The organism is Pseudomonas sp. LBUM1659 (assembly GCF_059716045.1).
This window is the reverse complement of record NZ_CP166797.1, coordinates 2,481,546-2,497,604: the sequence shown is the minus strand read 5'-3', so window position 1 is coordinate 2,497,604 and position 16,059 is coordinate 2,481,546. Positions and strand designations below refer to the sequence as shown.

Genomic DNA, 16,059 nt, shown 5'->3' with positions numbered 1-16,059 from the left:
CGGTTACGGCAGAATTCGCGGCGGATGTATCAGTGAAGGGTCTGTACACACTTCGGTACAGACCCGTGGGTTGGCATTACGCCAGGTCGTATTTCTCCCGCACCAGATGACCGATGCCGATCTGGTCCAGCACGGTCATCGGGCACAGGAAGGTCACGCGAACGGTGCCGGGCAAGCGGCTGATGTCGATGGAGCCGGTGATGGTCGCGCGGTTGAGCACTTCGTCATACGCCAGGCCAGTGACCGTAGCGGCGCGTTTCAGGCCGTTTTCCACCGCGACGTTGAGGTTCTCGCCGCTGCCGATGAAGGTGATCGGGCCGCTCTGCTCGATCTCATGCTGACCCCAGCGTTCGCCCAGTTCGCGGACTTTCTGCCGCTGCTCGGCATTCATCGGCCGGGCCATGGGCGGCAGGTCATCAAGGTTTTGCAGGAGGATCGGCCCTTCCAGCGTCAGGTGCTTGATCACTTCCACCTGCACTTCGGTTTCCCCGGAGCAATCGGTGGCATGCCCGGCGATCTCGCCGTTGCCCTGCTGGGCATGCATGTCGCCCATGTACACCCCGGCGCCCGGCGCCCGGCACCTTGACCGGACAGATCAGCACGCACCCTGCGCGGATCGAGTTGGTGTCCATGTGGCCATCGGTCTTCGCTGCGTGCAGTTCTTCGCGGGTCATGCCGAAACGGTGCGGCGCGTTGATCAGGTATTGGCCGAAATCGGCGCAGTTGTGCGAGTCGGGCAAGTCACGGGACGGCGTGGTGCCGATGTTGCCGAGGAACGGCCGCATGTGCGCGGCGACGCCGGGGATATCGGCGCGGGCCAGCGACAGGATCGAATGCTGGGCGGCGAATTCCGGCAGTGCCGACATCTCGGACGCATTGACGGCCAGTTGGTTGGCGACGTCCTGATTGACCGTCAGGCTGACCTGATTCTGCGCATCGAACACGATCACGTAACCGTGGCTGAAACGAAACGCGCTGACTTCGGCGCAGCAGTTGTTGCAACGAATGGAATCTTCGCCGATGCCTTCGACGTGGCTCGCCGGATGGTCGGTGCCGCACTTGGAGCAGAATTTGGAGACGAACGGATCGCCGTTGTAGCGCCCCTCGACAAAACTCATGACCCCGGATGACGTCGCCAGCGAGGTCACGCGCATGCTTTTGATCTTGATCGCCACCGCATCGCCGACTTCGGCACCGGCGATGGCCACCGGTTGCGTCACTTCGTGGCCACCTTCGAAGGCCGGCGTAATCATCGGCCCCCAGCAGCCCGGCGGCGTACCGGTGATCAGCGTGCCACCGTCGGCCAGCGGCCCGAGCATGGGCTGGCTTGGGCCGATGATGCCTTGGGTGTAATGGTCGACGCGCAGGCGATTGACGGGTTTGGTTTCAGTCTGAAGCGTAGTCATCAGGGGGTTCCCTTCACGGAGTCAGGAGCGAAGACGGCCGCCTGTTGCGACGACCATCAGATGCCTGGGCAGAACCGGTGTTCGGGTGCTGGACGGCCTTTACAGTTCATCGCAGGTTTGTATCCGGGCTGTGTTCGGCAGTGCCCCGCAGTAGGGAAAACTGTATCGGGAGCGGGGTTAGATACAGTGCGATACACACCTTCAATCCCCTGTGAGAACACAAATTCCCTGTGGGAGCGAGCCTGCTCGCGATAGGGACTTACATTCAACATGGACGGTGACGGGTCCACCGCTATCGCGAGCAGGCTCGCACAGGGGTTTAGTGTCATTTCGGGAAATGGTGGTTCGTCGCTCCAGGCCGCGGCACACAGGCCACGAACTAAACTTAATGCACCCAGGACGTGCTTGGCGTCCTGTTCATTCCAACGACCACCGCCCAGAAGCGAATGCCTCGATAAATACTGCCTCTGGACCGTGATCCTGCTGAAGGAGCACACGTGATGGACGAGGCCAGACTTAATGATTTCATGGGCAAATTGGTCAGTGACATGGGCGGCGCGGCGATGCTCGCCAACGTCATCCTCGGCGAGGAGCTCGGTCTGTACCGGGCCATGGCCGACAGTCAGCCCATCAGCCCTGAAACCCTCGCCGACAAAACCGGCTGCAACCCGCGCCTGCTGCGCGAATGGCTCAGCGCCCACGCGGCTTCCGGTTACATGGAACACCTCGACGGCCAATTCCGCCTGCCCGAAGAACAAGCCCTGGCGCTGGCGAACGAAGATTCACCGGTCTATGTGGCCGGTGGTATCGGCGTGGTCGCGTCGTTTTTCCATGACAAGGACAAACTGGTCAAGGCCATGCGCGGCGACGGCGCCTTGGCCTGGGGCGATCACCATCCGTGCATGTTCAGCGGCACCGAACGGTTTTTCCGGCCCGGTTACAAAGCGCACCTGATCGCCGAATGGCTGCCGGCCCTGGACGGCGTGGTGGCCAAGCTGGAGGCTGGCGCCAAAGTGGCGGACATCGGCTGCGGGCATGGCGCCTCGACGGTGATCATGGCCCAGGCGTTCCCGAACTCGCGGTTTGTCGGTTTCGACTACCACGCACCCTCCGTCACAGTCGCCACCCAGCGCGCCGAAGAAGGCGGCGTGTCCGAACGGGCACGGTTCTTCCAGGGCACCGCCAAGAGCTACCCCGGCACCGACTATGACCTGGTCTGCTACTTCGACTGCCTGCACGACATGGGCGACCCGGTGGGTGCGGCCAAACATGCCTTTGAATCGCTGAAACCGGACGGCGCGGTGTTGCTGGTAGAGCCCTTCGCCAACGACTCGCTCGACGACAACATCACCCCGGTGGGACGGCTGTTCTACGCGGCGTCGACGTTCATTTGCACGCCCAACTCGCTGTCCCAGGAAGTCGGCCTCGGGCTCGGCGCCCAAGCCGGTGAAGCGCGGTTGCGCAAGGTCTTCACCGAGGCGGGGTTCAAGACGTTCCGGCGCGCCACTGAAACACCGTTCAACCTGATTCTGGAAGCGCGTAAATAACCACCGGTCAGCACCCGGACAGGCGCGCTGTCCGGGTGATCGGTCTGCTACGCTGCACACACTCAAGGCCCTCCCCGGAGTGTTGAATATGCTCGACAGGCTCCTGCGCGAACAACTCGAGCGGCTTCGGCAATTGATGGCTGACCAGCCGTTTGTGGTGCTGACCGGCGCCGGTATCAGCACCCCGTCGGGCATTCCGGACTACCGCGACAACCAAGGCGTGCGACGTGGCCGGCAACCGATGATGTACCAGGAATTTCTATCTACCCCGCAATCACGTCGACGCTACTGGGCACGGGCCATGCTCGGTTGGCCGCGCGTGCACCTGGCGCAACCGAACGTCGCGCACGAAGCGTTGGCCAGTTTGCAAAGCACCCGGCAGATCAGCGGCCTGATCACCCAGAACGTTGACACCCTGCACGATCAGGCCGGCAGCCATGATGTGATCGAACTGCATGGCAGCCTGCACCGGGTGCTGTGCCTGGATTGCGGGATACGCAGCGAACGGGATGCCATTCAGTTATTGATGGAAGCGCAGAATCCTTACCTGGTCGGGGTCGATGCGGTGCAAGCGCCGGATGGCGATACCTTGCTGGATCCGTCATTTGAAGCGCGGTTTCAGGTGCCCCATTGCCCGCATTGCGCAGGCGAGCGGATGAAACCGGACGTGGTGTTTTTTGGCGAGAACGTGGCGCAGGCGACGGCGGCCAAGGCGATGGCGGCGGTGGAAAAGGCTGCGGGCCTGTTGGTTGTCGGGTCTTCGTTGATGGCGTATTCGGCGTTTCGGCTGTGCCGGGCGGTGGTGGATCAAGGGAAACCATTGATTGCGATGAATCTGGGGAAGACCCGGGCGGATGACATTCTGGATTTCAAGATTGAAGGATCGTGCGAACAGCTTTTGCCCCTGCTGGCCCAGCGCCTAACCACCTGACAACTGAAAAAACCCAATCCCCCTGTGGGAGCGGTGTTCATCTGGCCGACAGGCTCAGGCCAAGGTTTTCTTCCTTGAGGATATCGAACAACGCCTGCGCCGCCGCCGACAGTTCAACCCCAGGCTGAGTCAATACGCCGATGGCCCGTTCCACCACCGGATCACGCAGGGTAATGCACCGTGCGCCGAGTTCCTGCATCTGCCCGGCGCACAACGCGGGCACCGCGCTCACGCCCAACCCGCTGGCGACCATCCTGCCGACCGTCGCCAACTGATGACTTTCAAATTCCACCGGCAATTTCATCCCCCGCGCCTGCAAGTGTTCCTCCAGCATCACCCGCAACGTCGACGGTCGCTGCAAAGTGATGAACGGCTCCTTGAGCAACGTTTGCCAGTCGATATCATCAAGCTCAATCAGCGGCGAATCCTTCGGCACGACGGCCACGAACCGGTCAATGTACAACGGCGTGAACGCCAACGACGAACTCTGCGTCGGCTCAAACGCCACGCCCAGTTCCACCTGGCGATCACGGACCATTTCCAGCACCTGCTCGTTGATCACGTCATTTACCGTGACGTTGACCTTGGGATAACGCGCGCGGAACGTCTTGAGGATCGGCGGCAGCAGGTTGCCGGCAAATGATGGCATGGCCGCCAGCGTCACGCGGCCGCGCTGGAGGGTGAAGCGTTGGCGCAGTTCGTCCTCGGCATTGTCCCAATCGGCGATCAACCGGCGGGCCAGCGGCACCAGCGATTCGCCCTCGGCGGTCAACGCCACGTTGCGTGTGTTTCGGGTGAACAGGCGCCCGCCCAGGCCCTCCTCCAGCGCCTTGATGGTCAGGCTCAACGCCGATTGCGACAGGTGCAGGCGCTCGCAGGCCACGGCAAAACTCAGACTCTGGGCCACGGCCAGGAAGGCGCGGATCTGCTTGACTGTCATGGCCGGTGGCTCCAACGCAATACGGATGATCGATTGGTGAGTTTTATCTATCAATCCACCTTAAAAATCAACTTAACAAATGAATACAACAGCGAGACACTCCCTCCCATTCGGCTAGCCAGCCGCCCACAAAGAATAAAAGAGGTGCATATGGCAGGTTTCGACAAGCGCGTGAGTTCCTACGAGGAAGCTCTGGCAGGTCTTGAAGACGGCATGACCGTGATCGCCGGCGGCTTCGGCCTGTGCGGGATCCCGGAAAACCTGATCAACGAGATCAAACGCAAAGGCACCCGCGACCTCACCGTGGTTTCCAACAACTGCGGCGTCGACGGTTTTGGCCTTGGCGTGCTGCTGGAAGACCGGCAGATCAGCAAAGTCGTGGCGTCCTACGTCGGCGAGAACAAGATGTTCGAAGAGCAGCTGCTCAGCGGCGCCATCGAAGTGGTCCTGACCCCGCAAGGCACCCTCGCTGAAAAAATGCGCGCAGGCGGCGCCGGCATCCCGGCGTTCTTCACTGCGACTGGCGTTGGCACCCCGGTCGCCGACGGCAAGGAAGTGCGCGAATTCCATGGCCGCAAGTACCTGATGGAAGAGTCCATCACCGGTGACTTCGCCATCGTCAAAGGCTGGAAAGCCGACCATTTCGGTAACGTGATCTATCGCCACACCGCCCAGAACTTCAACCCGCTGGCCGCCACCGCCGGCAAGATCACCGTGGTCGAAGTCGAAGAAATCGTTGAACCCGGCGAGCTGGACCCGGCGCAGATCCACACCCCTGGCATCTACGTCGACCGGATCATCTGCGGCACGTTCGAGAAGCGCATCGAACAGCGCACCGTGCGTAAGTGATCCCCTGCCCCCGGACCGAATGAAGGAATAACAACAATGGCACTTTCCCGCGAACAAATGGCTCAACGCGTCGCCCGCGAAATGCAGGACGGCTTCTACGTCAACCTGGGCATCGGCATTCCGACCCTGGTCGCCAACTACATCCCTGAAGGCATGGAAGTCATGCTGCAGTCGGAAAACGGCCTGCTGGGCATGGGTCCTTTTCCTACTGAAGAAACCATCGACGCCGACATGATCAACGCCGGCAAACAAACCGTGACCGCACGAACCGGCGCTTCGATCTTTTCCTCGGCCGAATCCTTCGCCATGATCCGCGGTGGCCATGTCGACCTGACCGTGCTGGGCGCCTTTGAAGTCGACGTGCAAGGCAACATCGCCTCGTGGATGATTCCCGGCAAACTGGTCAAGGGCATGGGCGGTGCCATGGACCTGGTGGCGGGTGCAGACAACATCATCGTCATCATGACTCACGCGTCCAAGGACGGTGAGTCCAAGCTGCTGACCCAATGCAGCCTGCCGCTGACCGGCGCCGGTTGCATCAAGCGTGTGCTGACCGACCTGGCCTACCTGGAAATCGAAAATGGCGCATTTGTCCTCAAGGAACGCGCACCTGGCGTCACTGTTGAGGAAATCATCGCCAAGACCGCGGGTAAACTGATCGTCCCCGATCATGTACCGGAAATGCAGTTCGCTGCCCAGTGAGGAATCAGTCCATGCAAGACGTCGTTATTGTTGCCGCCACCCGAACAGCCATCGGCAGTTTCCAGGGTGCGCTGGCGAGTGTGTCCGCCGTTGATTTGGGCGCTGCGGTGATCCGCCAGCTGCTGGCGCAAACCGGGCTCGATCCGGCTCAGGTCGATGAAGTGATCATGGGCCAGGTCTTGACCGCCGGCGCCGGGCAAAACCCTGCGCGCCAGTCCGCAATCAAGGCCGGCTTGCCGTTCACCGTGCCGGCCATGACCCTGAACAAGGTCTGCGGTTCGGGCCTCAAAGCCCTGCACCTGGCCACCCAGGCGATTCGCTGCGGCGATGCCGACGTGATCATTGCCGGCGGCCAGGAAAACATGAGCCTGTCCAACTATGTCATGCCGGGTGCGCGCACCGGTTTGCGCATGGGTAACGCGCCAATCGTCGACACCATGATCAGCGACGGCCTGTGGGATGCGTTCAACGATTACCACATGGGCATCACTGCCGAAAATCTCGCCGAGAAGTACAGCCTGACCCGCGAGCAACAGGACGCCTTCGCTGCCGCCTCCCAGCAAAAAGCCACCGCTGCCATCGAAGCCGGGCGTTTTGTCGATGAGATCACGCCGATCCTGATTCCTCAGCGCAAGGGCGATCCGCTGTCCTTCGCCACTGACGAACAGCCGCGCGCCGGCACCACCGCTGAAGCGCTGGGCAAGCTGAAACCGGCGTTCAAAAAGGACGGTTCGGTGACGGCAGGCAACGCGTCGTCGCTGAACGACGGCGCCGCCGCCGTGATCCTGATGAGCGCCGACAAAGCCAAGGCCCTCGGCCTGCCGGTATTGGCAACAATCGCGGCCTACGCCAACGCAGGCGTTGACCCGGCAATCATGGGCATCGGCCCGGTGTCGGCCACACGCCGTTGCCTGAGCAAAGCCGGTTGGTCCATCGATCAACTGGACCTGATCGAAGCCAACGAAGCGTTCGCCGCGCAATCGCTGGCGGTGGCCAAGGACCTGGAATGGGACTTGAACAAAGTCAACGTCAACGGCGGCGCTATCGCGCTGGGTCACCCGATCGGTGCATCGGGCTGCCGCGTGCTAGTGACCTTGCTGCATGAAATGATCAAGCGTGACGCCAAAAAAGGCCTCGCCACCCTGTGCATCGGTGGTGGTCAAGGCGTGGCATTGGCGATCGAACGGGCGTAAAGCGTTCAACAGACGGCGCGGGGACCCACGAATATCTGTTCGCCGTCTGGCAAAACACCCGGTGCGACTCACGTCGCACCGGGTTCTTTTTGTCTGGCCATCAGGCAAATTTCACCAGATTCAGCACCGGCAGCGGACCGCCTGGAAACTGCACCAGCCGCGCCCCGATGCTCAACTCCCCAAGATCAATCCCGAAGAAGCCCAGCTGTTCGATCAGCGCCGCCACTTGAGCTTTCGCATCGGCATCATCACCCGAGAGAAACAGCACCCGCCGCCCGCCCTCCGCTGCCGGATCGCTTTCCAGAAAACGCGCTTGAAGGTGATTGAACGCCTTCACTACCCGCGCACCGGGCACCCATTCGGCAAACACTTCGCTGGAGGTGCGCCCCTGCAAATCCACCGCCTTGAACGACGGCGCCTCGATTGAGTTGTTGGCGTCGATAACAATCCGTCCGCCAAAATCCGGCAGACCGGCGAGCGCGGTCGGCAACTTCGACCAGTTGACCGCGACCAGCACGATAGCTTGTGCGGCAGCCTCCTCGCGGGTTCCGGCACGCGCCGTTGGCCCGAGTTCTTCTACCAGCGAAGCCAGGGTTTGCGGTCCGCGGCTGTTGGCGATGACCAGTTCGATGCCTTGACGCGACAGGGCTCTGGCAAAGGCTGCGCCGATGGCACCGGCGCCGATGATTCCGATAGTGTTCATGAATTTTCACTCCGAGGGGGGGGTCGTTGGAGTGAATACTGCGCTTGCCATTAGCGCTTGATTAGCCGGTAATGCTTTGAATGATTTTCAAGCATTACTAGCAGGTGCCGCCTATGGAAACCCTCGCCAATCTTGAGTCCTTTGTACGTAGCGCCGAAACCGGCAGCTTTTCCGCGGCAGCACGCTTGCTGGCGCTGACGCCCGCTGCAGTCAGTCGTAACGTGGCGATGCTTGAGCGAAACATCGGTGTGCGGCTGTTCCAGCGCTCGACCCGCAAGCTGTCGCTGACCGAGGCCGGCGAGGGATTTTTGGCAAGCATTGGCGGCAATCTGGAGGCGTTGCAGGCGGCAATCAATGCAGTGAGCAGCGACCGGGGCGAGCCTGCCGGCGTGCTCAAAGTCAGCCTCGCACCGACGTTTGGTATCGGCCATGTGCTGCCATTGCTGCCGGCCTTCCTTGAGCGTTATCCATTGATCAAACCGGAATGGCACTTCGAAAACCGCCCCGTGGATTTGATTGCCGAAGGCTACGACGCGGCCATCGGCGGCGGCTTCGAACTGACACCCGGTGTGGTCTCGCGCACGCTGGCAGCGGCGGATGTGGTGGCGGTGGCGTCTCCCGCTTATCTGGCGGGACGAGCGTTACCGGACGATCCGACGCAGTTGTCCCGATTCAACGGCATCGTGATGCGCGGCAGCCGCACCGGGCGAATTCGTCAGTGGGCCATGCAGAATGGCGCGGGTCATGAGGCGCCGGTCAATCTGAGCGAAACCATCGTGCTCAATGACCCGGCGGCCATGCGCGAAGCGGCGCTGCTCGGTTTGGGGGTGACGCTGCTGGTGATGCCGGACGTGAGCGCCCACCTCCAGCGTGGCGAACTGGTGCGCTTGCTGCCCGACTGGCACGCGGATGCGGGACCGATTTCGCTGTACTACCCGAGCCGGACATTGATGCCGGCCAAGACCCGGGTGTTCATAGATTTTGTGGTCGAAGCGTTTCAGCACTAGACCGTGTCATCGTTCTTCGCGAGCAAGCCCGCTCCCACATTTGACCGCGATCGAATGTGGGAGCGGGCTTGCTCGCGAAGAGGCCCTGACAGTCACCCCAGAAACTGCAAGATCAACCAGGAATTGGCCCCACTGATCACCACAAACAACCCCCACGCCAACACCCGCGTCGGCCAGCGATTCACAAACGTCCCCATCAACGCGTGATCGTTGGTCATGCGAATCAACGGATACAACGCAAACGGCAATTGCATACTCAACACCACCTGGCTCAACACCAGCAACTTGCCAATCGCACTGTCGCCCATCAACCACACCCCGATGAATGCCGGAATCAGCGCCAGCCCACGGGTGATCAAGCGCCGTTGCCAGCATGGAATCCGCAGGTTCAGGAAACCCTCCATGATCACCTGCCCGGCGATGGTGCCGGTAAAGGTCGAGCTCTGCCCCGACGCCAGCAACGCCACGCCGAACAACACGCTCGCCAACGCCCCGCCCACCAGCGGATCAAGCAAGTGATAGGCGTCCTGGATGTCCACCACGTCGGTATGCCCGGTCTTGTGGAACGCGGCCGCCGCGAGGATCAATATCGCCGCATTGACCAGGAGCGCCAGCGCCAGCGAGCCGATGGTGTCGATGCGCGCCAGGTTCACTGCGTCCTGCTTGCTGGCGAGGTCCTTGCCGATCATTCGGGTCTGCACAATCGAAGTGTGCAAGTACAAGTTATGCGGCATCACCGTGGCCCCGAGAATGCCGATGGCCAGATACAGCGGCGCGGCATCGCCAATCGCGGACAGTGACGGCGTAAAGCCGCGCGCCACATCCGGCCAGTAAGGTTTGATCAGCAGCAATTCGACGAAAAAACAGGCGCGAACACAGGCACTGCACCACCATCCCCGCCAGACTCGCCAGCAACACCACAAACAACAGGCTGTAGCCAAACCGAGAACCGGCCTCGATCGCGGTCGCCCAGTTGCCCGGGTCCATGTAGCCGATGGACACCAGCAAACCCGGCCCGGCAAAGCGCAGCAACCGCTGGAAGAACGATGCGCGCGGATCAACGGCAACAGTGCCGGCCACTTCCGGCGGGCAGAACGGCGCCGTGGCGACTTTGGGTAAGCTGAATTTCACGCAAACATCCGTCGACAGGTCGAAAAGCGCAGCTTAGAGGTTTCAGCCCATGCGCCCAAGGGCAAATACCCGTGTATCAGGCGCCGTGGCGGCGGAAGAACATTGTCACCTGGCCCAACTCAACACCGAACTTGGTCATGGCTGAGCGATTGGCCATGGTGTTTTCGTCCAGCAAGTACATCCAGTCGTCGAAATGCACTTGGTAGACCTTGTCGTCCACCGGCAGACTGAGTTCATAGCCCCAGTGCAGCGCGTTGCCGGCGACCTCACCGTGGGACTCGCCGACCACATCGCCGGCCGTACCGCGCCAACGGCCAGGGCCGTCTGGGTACAACGTCCAGACTCGGGTCTGCCTGGTGCCATCGCTGTAGGTAAAGGCTTCATGCATGATCAGGTTCTGGCCGTCCATTCGGCTGTTGATCAGCACATGAAAGCGCTTGATCACCTCGCCCGAGCGCTTCTGGAACATTCCCCAGCCATCCACTCGCCCGACGAAGAACCCGGGTAGATCGAGCTTGGGGTTTTGCTCGCTGTAGCGCTGCACATCGACTCCGCAACCGGCCAGGCAGACGCACAACACCAGCAGCAGATTCTTTAGCATGTCATTCACCTCAAGGCTTGGCGCTGCCCAGCAACTGCTGGCGCAACTCGGGATTACGTGTACGTGGGTCGAGCCAGATATCGAAAAAGGCCCGGGCGAATTGCGGGTCTTTCACGTCGTGTTGCGGCTGCTGGCCGACAAAGAACCGCGCGCCCTGCCCAGGCAAATAAACGCCGGTAATGCGGGTGCCGGCTTTTACATCGACGAACGACTGTTGCATCTGCACCTTCCAGCGCTCGAGTTGCTCAGTGCTGACCGAGGCGCCGGACAACCGCTTGATTTCATCGACACTGGCCTGTACCAGATCATCTCGGGAAATGCTGCGCTGATAGATCAGTTCCAAGGCAAACGGCTGGTCCGGCGACAAGGGCCGGCCCGCACTCCAGAGCCGAGCGTTGTAAACATCGAACCCGAACACCCGAAACTCGCCGGTGCCGATAATCTGCGCACCGGGCAATGCCTCCTGCCAATTGGCCAAGACCTGGGTGCCTGCCAACCCCAGCAACAACACACCATGGTGCAGGCGTAATCGGAGTCTGTTCATTGCGTTCTTTTCACCTTGGGCACCTGCTAAAAACTTATACGCAAAGCATGGTTTTGTACAACTATTTGAGCCGTAAGCTTTGTATACAAAATCTCCTCATTCCTAAAGCAATCCTACGTTCGCAGTGCTAACGTTAGCGCCCCACTCAGGTCGGAGACGCGTGCGTGCTGATGCTTAAACTGCTGGTGATTCCAGGATTTCTGTTGCTGATCTCCCTGGCCGGTAAACGCTGGGGCCCCAGCGTGGCCGGCTGGCTGTCCGGGTTACCGGTGGTGGTCGGGCCGATTCTGTTGTTCCTCGCCATTGAGCAAGGCGAAGTGTTTGCCGCCCAATCGGCAACGGCTGCGTTGTCGGCGATGTTCGCGATGATTGCCTTCTGCGTGACCTATGCCCAGGTTGCCCAGCGCGCGGATTGGCCGTTGGCGCTGGTGGTTTCGCTGTCCGTCTGGGCGTTGGTGGCTGTCATCCTGTCGTTGATCCCGCCGTCCCTGGTGTTTTCGGTCATTGCCGCTGCGACCGCGCTGCTCGCCGCGCCTTACCTGTTCCCCAAGGTGCAGCCGCTTGTATCCGGCCCGGCGCCGAAGTCCGATAAATTGCTGTTGCGCATGATTGCCGGCGCCCTGCTCACCCTCGCCGTCACGCTGCTGGCCAGCACCGTCGGCGAACGCTGGAGTGGCTTGCTCGCGGTGTTCCCGGTATTGGGCAGCGTGATGGCGGTGTTCTCCCAGCAAACCCGTGGCCCGGCGTTTACCGCCGCATTGCTGCGTGCCACGGCCACGGGCATGTATTCGTTCGCGGCGTTTTGTCTGGTGTTGGCGTTGGCGTTGCCGCACATGGGGCTGAGCGCGTTCGCCCTCGGCGTCGCGGTATCAGTGGCGATGCTCGGGGTCACCCGGCAATTGCTGGCACGCCCGGTCAAGGCGACGACTCAGCCTGGACGATCCGCGATCAACCGCTAAGCTCCTTTACAGCTGCGGGCCAGGATGTCGCCCGTTCACCGTGCTGAAGGACCAGACATGAATCACGCCACGCTCCAGGTGCGCACTGCCCGTTCAGCCACCGCCATCGGCGTTATTGCCATATTCCTCTGGTCCTGCCTCGCGCTGCTGACCACCCTCACCAAAGGTATTCCGCCCTTTCAGCTGATGACACTCGGTTTCGGCGTGGCCTTCGCGGCGAGCGTGGTCATTCTGGGGCGACGCGGCATCGCTGGCTTCAGCAGTTGGCGACAACCCTGGGCCGTTTGGGCGACCGGGTTCAGCGGGATTTTCGTCTATCACGCGCTGTATTTTTTCGCGCTCAAGGCTGCGCCAGCGGCTGAGGCAAGCCTGATCAACTATCTCTGGCCGCTGTTGCTGGTGCTGCTGTCGGCATTCTCGGCCGGGGAAAAGCTGCACAAGCGGCAGATGCTCGGCGCGCTGCTGGGGCTCGCCGGCACCGCTTTCATCATGCAGCAACATGCACCGGCGGCGGGTGCGGCGATGCCGGTGGCCGGGTATCTCGCGGCGTTTGGCTGTGCGCTGATCTGGGCCGTTTATTCGGTGTTCAATCGACGGTTCAGCGAAGTGCCCAGCAACACCATCGGTGGCGTTTGCGGTCTGGTGGCCGTCGGCGGGCTGATCTGCCATCTGCTGTTTGAAACCACGGTCTGGCCGGATGCCGGTCAATGGGCCGCCATCACCTGCCTTGGCCTGGGACCGGTGGGCCTGGCGTTTTTTGCCTGGGACCACGCCACCAAGCACGGCAGTCTGGCGACGTTGGGGGCGCTTTCCTACCTGGCGCCGCTGATTTCCACGCTGCTGTTGATCACCGTGGGCGACAGCCAGGCCGGTCCGATCCTGATCGTGCCCGCGCTGTTGATCATCGGCGGCGCGGTGATTGCCACTACGCGATCCACCGAGAAGTCTGTCGCAACACGTTCGATAACGTCGAACGAGTAAAGCAACTACCTCGTACGTCAATCGAACAGGTTTCCCTCAACATCAGCCTCAGTTCAAAACCAACCCGACTGAGGCCTACACCATGAAATTCTTTTTCCACCCTTCGCCAAACCCGATGAAAGTTGCCTTGCTGCTTGAAGAGCTGCAAACGCCCTACGAATTGATCGGCGTCGACACCTTCAAAGGCGAGCAACATCTGCCAGCCTTTTTGGCGATCAACCCGAACGCCAAGGTTCCGGCCCTGGTCGATGGCGACGCCACGGTGTTCGATTCCCAGGCCATCCTGCTGCACCTGGCGCAAAAACATCAGCGTTTCCTGCCGACCACCGCTGCCGGCAACGCCGAATTGCTGTCGTGGTTGATGTTCATCGCCACCGGCCTGTCGCCGTTCTCGGGTCAAGCGGTGCATTTCCTGCACCACGCACCGGAAGACCTGCCCTACGCAAAAAACCGCTACCTCAAGGAAGTCGAACGTCACTACCGCGTACTCGACCAGCGCCTGGCCGATCAGCAATACCTGGCCGGCGACACCTACAGCATCGCCGACATGGCACTCTGGGGTTGGGCCAACTACGCGCCGTACATCCTCGGCGAGAACGGCCTGGCGGCGTACCCGAACGTCAAGCGCCTGTTCGACGAAATCAGCGCCCGCCCTGCCGCCCAGCGTGCCCAGGGTTTGAAAGAGAAACTGGTGCTCAAGGCCGAGTTCGACGAAGAAACCCGTCGCAACCTGTTCCCGCAAAACCAGGCCTGACGTTCCAGATCCGGTTCCAACCCCAGCATTCGAAGGTGATGAAATGAGTGATCAAGTTGCGTTTATCGTTTACCTGCCGGCCAAACCCGAACGTTTCGCCGAAACCAGGGAACGGCTGCTGGAGGTGGTGCACCAGATGTCCGCCGAACCGGATTTCGTCAACACCTGGGTCCATCAGTTGCAGGACGACCCGAATACTCTGGTGCTGTACGAAACCTGGAATTGCAGCAAGGAAGACTTCATCGCCCGTCACCTGAGCAAGCCCTATCGCCAGGTGTACGAAGCGCTGTTGCCGGAGTTGCTGGCCGAGGATCGGCGGATCGAGTTTCTTGACGTGATCAACAGCTATCCGTCGCGCCGCGAGGTGTAAAGCACTGCCGCGCTGGAATGCTTCACAAACTCCATGGGATGATCGCCCTCAAAGCGCGATCATCCCTGGAGTTTTTTGCATGTCACTGTTGAGTAAAAAAGCCGTTGTCCTGTTGCTGACAGCGGTTGCCAGTCTGGGCGCGTTGAATGCACAGGCCGCCACGGCCACTGTTAGCAATACTTCTTCCACGCAGAAAGTCTCGATGCTGGACGGCAAGTTCACATTCACCCTGCCCAATGGCTTTTCGGCCAACACACTGCCGCCCGGCCCGGACGGCGCGATCGGCACCATGTACACCAACGACAGCACCAAGACCGTGGTGATCACCGCTGAAAACAACCTCCCGAAAGACGTCACCGTCAAAGACAACGACGGCGCGTTTCTCGATGGGACGGCCGCCGATTTTGAAGCCGCACAACGCGAGGCCCTGCCGGATTTTAATAAACTCAGCGAAAAAAGCCTGACGCAAAAAGCGACAGGGTTGGGGCTGCGTCAGGTTGACAGTACAGCCACACAAGGTGGCGGCATGACCCTCAACACTACGCTGATGGCGGCGTCCGGCAACCGCATGGCCGTGGTTCAGGTCATCTCCCGTCCTGGCGACATGGCTGCGCACGAAACGTTGATTAAACAAATCGTCACCAGCAAGTAAGCATCAGGGGTTGAGGCGCTGCAGCCAGGCGTTCAAATCCTCAATCTCGGCCGCGCTGATGGAGTGACCAAGTCCTTCGTAGCCATGAAACTCGGGCGTGAGTGACAGGCTCTGCAACAGAATGTTGGCGTCTGTACCGTCCTTGTACGGCAGGCGGTTGTCCTCTTTGCCATGGCCGATGAAAATTGCCAGGGTCTGGCGTTTTTCATCCGGCTTGAGCGCGGACTTGAGCACCGGCAGAACCCGCCCGCTCAACGCCGCAATCCCGCCGACCGCCTCGGGGTGGCGCAGCGCCACTTCGTAGGACATGATCGCGCCCTGGCTGAACCCTACCAGGATCACTTTTTCCGGTTCGGTGTGATATTTCTTCGCCGCTTGTGCGATGAAATCCAACAGCATCAGACTACTGGTCTTCAAATCGTCGGTCTCGCCGTTATAGGCCCCCTCGCCCTTTTTGCGAAACCACTGATAACTGCCCTGCTCCATGGTCATCGGCGCGCGCACTGACAGATAGGTGTAGGGCGCGGGCAGATCATCCTTGATGCCGAACAGGTCCTGCTCGTTACTGCCGTAACCGTGGAGGAAAATCACCAGCGGCTGGTTTTGCGTATCAGCGTTGGTTTGCTCCAGGTATTTGAGTGGCAGATCGGTTTGCAGCAGGGATTGAGCGTGGACAGTGACGGATGCCAGCAGTGTCAGTAGAGCGAGCAATTTCAACATTAGCCTTCCTTCACAGGAAACAGGATTCGGGTGGAGCCTAGCACTGTGAGGCTTGATACATCAGGTGTT

General features: G+C 60.8%; 16 protein-coding genes and 2 pseudogenes. 11 read left to right on the top strand and 7 right to left on the bottom strand.

The annotated features are described in order from the left end of the window. Positions 1-76: 76 nt before the first annotated feature. A pseudogene (locus ACA048_RS11350) lies at positions 77-1,406 on the bottom strand (acetamidase/formamidase family protein). 500 nt (positions 1,407-1,906) lie between these two features. Between ACA048_RS11350 and ACA048_RS11345 the strand changes: the two are divergent. Together ACA048_RS11345 and ACA048_RS11340 are read left to right on the top strand one after the other, a co-directional pair. Beyond that, entirely contained in the window at positions 1,907-2,953 is a 1,047-nt protein-coding gene (locus ACA048_RS11345) for a class I SAM-dependent methyltransferase (protein WP_497629181.1), read from the top strand. 88 nt (positions 2,954-3,041) lie between these two features. Beyond that, on the top strand, positions 3,042-3,884 hold the full coding sequence (locus ACA048_RS11340) for an NAD-dependent protein deacetylase (RefSeq protein WP_497629180.1): 843 nt from the start codon (positions 3,042-3,044) through the stop codon (positions 3,882-3,884). 37 nt (positions 3,885-3,921) lie between these two features. Here ACA048_RS11340 and ACA048_RS11335 read toward each other — a convergent pair whose 3' ends face one another. Next, positions 3,922-4,824, bottom strand: coding sequence for a LysR family transcriptional regulator (locus tag ACA048_RS11335; protein ID WP_497629179.1), 903 nt, complete (start codon positions 4,822-4,824; stop codon positions 3,922-3,924). Positions 4,825-4,974: 150 nt separating this feature from the next. Here ACA048_RS11335 and ACA048_RS11330 point away from each other — a divergent pair, with 150 nt between their 5' ends. Genes ACA048_RS11330 through ACA048_RS11320 form a run of 3 tightly spaced genes read left to right on the top strand, consistent with a single transcriptional unit; the run spans position 4,975 to position 7,568 of the window. Beyond that, positions 4,975-5,673 (top strand): CoA transferase subunit A, encoded by a 699-nt coding sequence (locus ACA048_RS11330; protein ID WP_223512949.1) that lies wholly within the window; start codon positions 4,975-4,977, stop codon positions 5,671-5,673. A 36-nt stretch (positions 5,674-5,709) separates the two neighbouring features. Further along, positions 5,710-6,375, top strand: a complete 666-nt coding sequence (locus ACA048_RS11325) for a CoA transferase subunit B (RefSeq protein ID WP_497629178.1) — start codon at positions 5,710-5,712, stop codon at positions 6,373-6,375. Between the two features lie 11 nt (positions 6,376-6,386). Then, positions 6,387-7,568, top strand: coding sequence for an acetyl-CoA C-acetyltransferase (locus ACA048_RS11320; RefSeq protein ID WP_497629177.1), 1,182 nt, complete (start codon positions 6,387-6,389; stop codon positions 7,566-7,568). A gap of 100 nt (positions 7,569-7,668) precedes the next feature. Here the strand turns inward: ACA048_RS11320 and ACA048_RS11315 are convergent, their stop codons facing one another. Next, entirely contained in the window at positions 7,669-8,271 is a 603-nt protein-coding gene (locus ACA048_RS11315) for an NADPH-dependent F420 reductase (RefSeq protein ID WP_497629176.1), read from the bottom strand. Between the two features lie 113 nt (positions 8,272-8,384). On the opposite strand from ACA048_RS11315, the gene ACA048_RS11310 reads away from it, so the two are divergent. After that, a complete protein-coding gene (locus ACA048_RS11310; protein WP_497629175.1) occupies positions 8,385-9,278 on the top strand; it encodes a LysR family transcriptional regulator in 894 nt (297 codons plus the stop codon). A gap of 92 nt (positions 9,279-9,370) precedes the next feature. Here the strand turns inward: ACA048_RS11310 and ACA048_RS11305 are convergent. The 3 genes and pseudogenes from ACA048_RS11305 to ACA048_RS11295 all read right to left on the bottom strand — a co-directional run bounded on the left by ACA048_RS11305 (position 9,371) and on the right by ACA048_RS11295 (position 11,554). Next, positions 9,371-10,409: pseudogene (locus tag ACA048_RS11305) on the bottom strand (Nramp family divalent metal transporter). A 76-nt stretch (positions 10,410-10,485) separates the two neighbouring features. Beyond that, on the bottom strand, positions 10,486-11,010 hold the full coding sequence (locus ACA048_RS11300) for a DUF3833 domain-containing protein (protein WP_497629174.1): 525 nt from the start codon (positions 11,008-11,010) through the stop codon (positions 10,486-10,488). A 10-nt stretch (positions 11,011-11,020) separates the two neighbouring features. Further along, positions 11,021-11,554, bottom strand: coding sequence for a chalcone isomerase family protein (locus tag ACA048_RS11295; protein WP_497629173.1), 534 nt, complete (start codon positions 11,552-11,554; stop codon positions 11,021-11,023). A gap of 164 nt (positions 11,555-11,718) precedes the next feature. Here ACA048_RS11295 and ACA048_RS11290 point away from each other — a divergent pair, with 164 nt between their 5' ends. The 5 genes from ACA048_RS11290 (at position 11,719) to ACA048_RS11270 (ending at position 15,270) form a co-directional block, all read left to right on the top strand. Next, positions 11,719-12,513, top strand: coding sequence for a hypothetical protein (locus ACA048_RS11290; protein WP_497629172.1), 795 nt, complete (start codon positions 11,719-11,721; stop codon positions 12,511-12,513). A 57-nt stretch (positions 12,514-12,570) separates the two neighbouring features. Continuing rightward, a complete protein-coding gene (gene yddG / locus ACA048_RS11285; protein WP_497629171.1) occupies positions 12,571-13,494 on the top strand; it encodes an aromatic amino acid exporter YddG in 924 nt (307 codons plus the stop codon). An 82-nt stretch (positions 13,495-13,576) separates the two neighbouring features. Continuing rightward, positions 13,577-14,248, top strand: coding sequence for a glutathione S-transferase family protein (locus ACA048_RS11280; protein WP_497629170.1), 672 nt, complete (start codon positions 13,577-13,579; stop codon positions 14,246-14,248). 43 nt (positions 14,249-14,291) lie between these two features. Beyond that, entirely contained in the window at positions 14,292-14,618 is a 327-nt protein-coding gene (locus tag ACA048_RS11275; protein ID WP_497629169.1) for a putative quinol monooxygenase, read from the top strand. Positions 14,619-14,697: 79 nt separating this feature from the next. Beyond that, a complete protein-coding gene (locus ACA048_RS11270) occupies positions 14,698-15,270 on the top strand; it encodes a DcrB/PsbP domain-containing protein (RefSeq protein ID WP_497629168.1) in 573 nt (190 codons plus the stop codon). Positions 15,271-15,273: 3 nt separating this feature from the next. Here ACA048_RS11270 and ACA048_RS11265 read toward each other — a convergent pair whose 3' ends face one another. After that, a complete protein-coding gene (locus tag ACA048_RS11265) occupies positions 15,274-15,990 on the bottom strand; it encodes an alpha/beta hydrolase (protein ID WP_497629167.1) in 717 nt (238 codons plus the stop codon). Positions 15,991-16,059: the final 69 nt, after the last annotated feature.

Bases quoted from the DNA above. Each gene is read 5' to 3' on its own strand.
- ACA048_RS11325 (WP_497629178.1), top strand. From the start codon at position 5,710: ATGGCACTTTCCCGCGAACAAATGGCTCAACGCGTCGCCCGCGAAATG.
- ACA048_RS11320 (WP_497629177.1), top strand. From the start codon at position 6,387: ATGCAAGACGTCGTTATTGTTGCCGCCACCCGAACAGCCATCGGCAGT.
- ACA048_RS11275 (WP_497629169.1), top strand. From the start codon at position 14,292: ATGAGTGATCAAGTTGCGTTTATCGTTTACCTGCCGGCCAAACCCGAA.
- ACA048_RS11335 (WP_497629179.1), bottom strand. From the start codon at position 4,824: ATGACAGTCAAGCAGATCCGCGCCTTCCTGGCCGTGGCCCAGAGTCTG.
- ACA048_RS11295 (WP_497629173.1), bottom strand. From the start codon at position 11,554: ATGAACAGACTCCGATTACGCCTGCACCATGGTGTGTTGTTGCTGGGG.
- ACA048_RS11340 (WP_497629180.1), top strand. From the start codon at position 3,042: ATGCTCGACAGGCTCCTGCGCGAACAACTCGAGCGGCTTCGGCAATTG.
- ACA048_RS11345 (WP_497629181.1), top strand. From the start codon at position 1,907: ATGGACGAGGCCAGACTTAATGATTTCATGGGCAAATTGGTCAGTGAC.
- ACA048_RS11300 (WP_497629174.1), bottom strand. From the start codon at position 11,010: ATGCTAAAGAATCTGCTGCTGGTGTTGTGCGTCTGCCTGGCCGGTTGC.
- ACA048_RS11310 (WP_497629175.1), top strand. From the start codon at position 8,385: ATGGAAACCCTCGCCAATCTTGAGTCCTTTGTACGTAGCGCCGAAACC.
- yddG (WP_497629171.1), top strand. From the start codon at position 12,571: ATGAATCACGCCACGCTCCAGGTGCGCACTGCCCGTTCAGCCACCGCC.
- ACA048_RS11315 (WP_497629176.1), bottom strand. From the start codon at position 8,271: ATGAACACTATCGGAATCATCGGCGCCGGTGCCATCGGCGCAGCCTTT.
- ACA048_RS11265 (WP_497629167.1), bottom strand. From the start codon at position 15,990: ATGTTGAAATTGCTCGCTCTACTGACACTGCTGGCATCCGTCACTGTC.
- ACA048_RS11330 (WP_223512949.1), top strand. From the start codon at position 4,975: ATGGCAGGTTTCGACAAGCGCGTGAGTTCCTACGAGGAAGCTCTGGCA.
- ACA048_RS11270 (WP_497629168.1), top strand. From the start codon at position 14,698: ATGTCACTGTTGAGTAAAAAAGCCGTTGTCCTGTTGCTGACAGCGGTT.
- ACA048_RS11280 (WP_497629170.1), top strand. From the start codon at position 13,577: ATGAAATTCTTTTTCCACCCTTCGCCAAACCCGATGAAAGTTGCCTTG.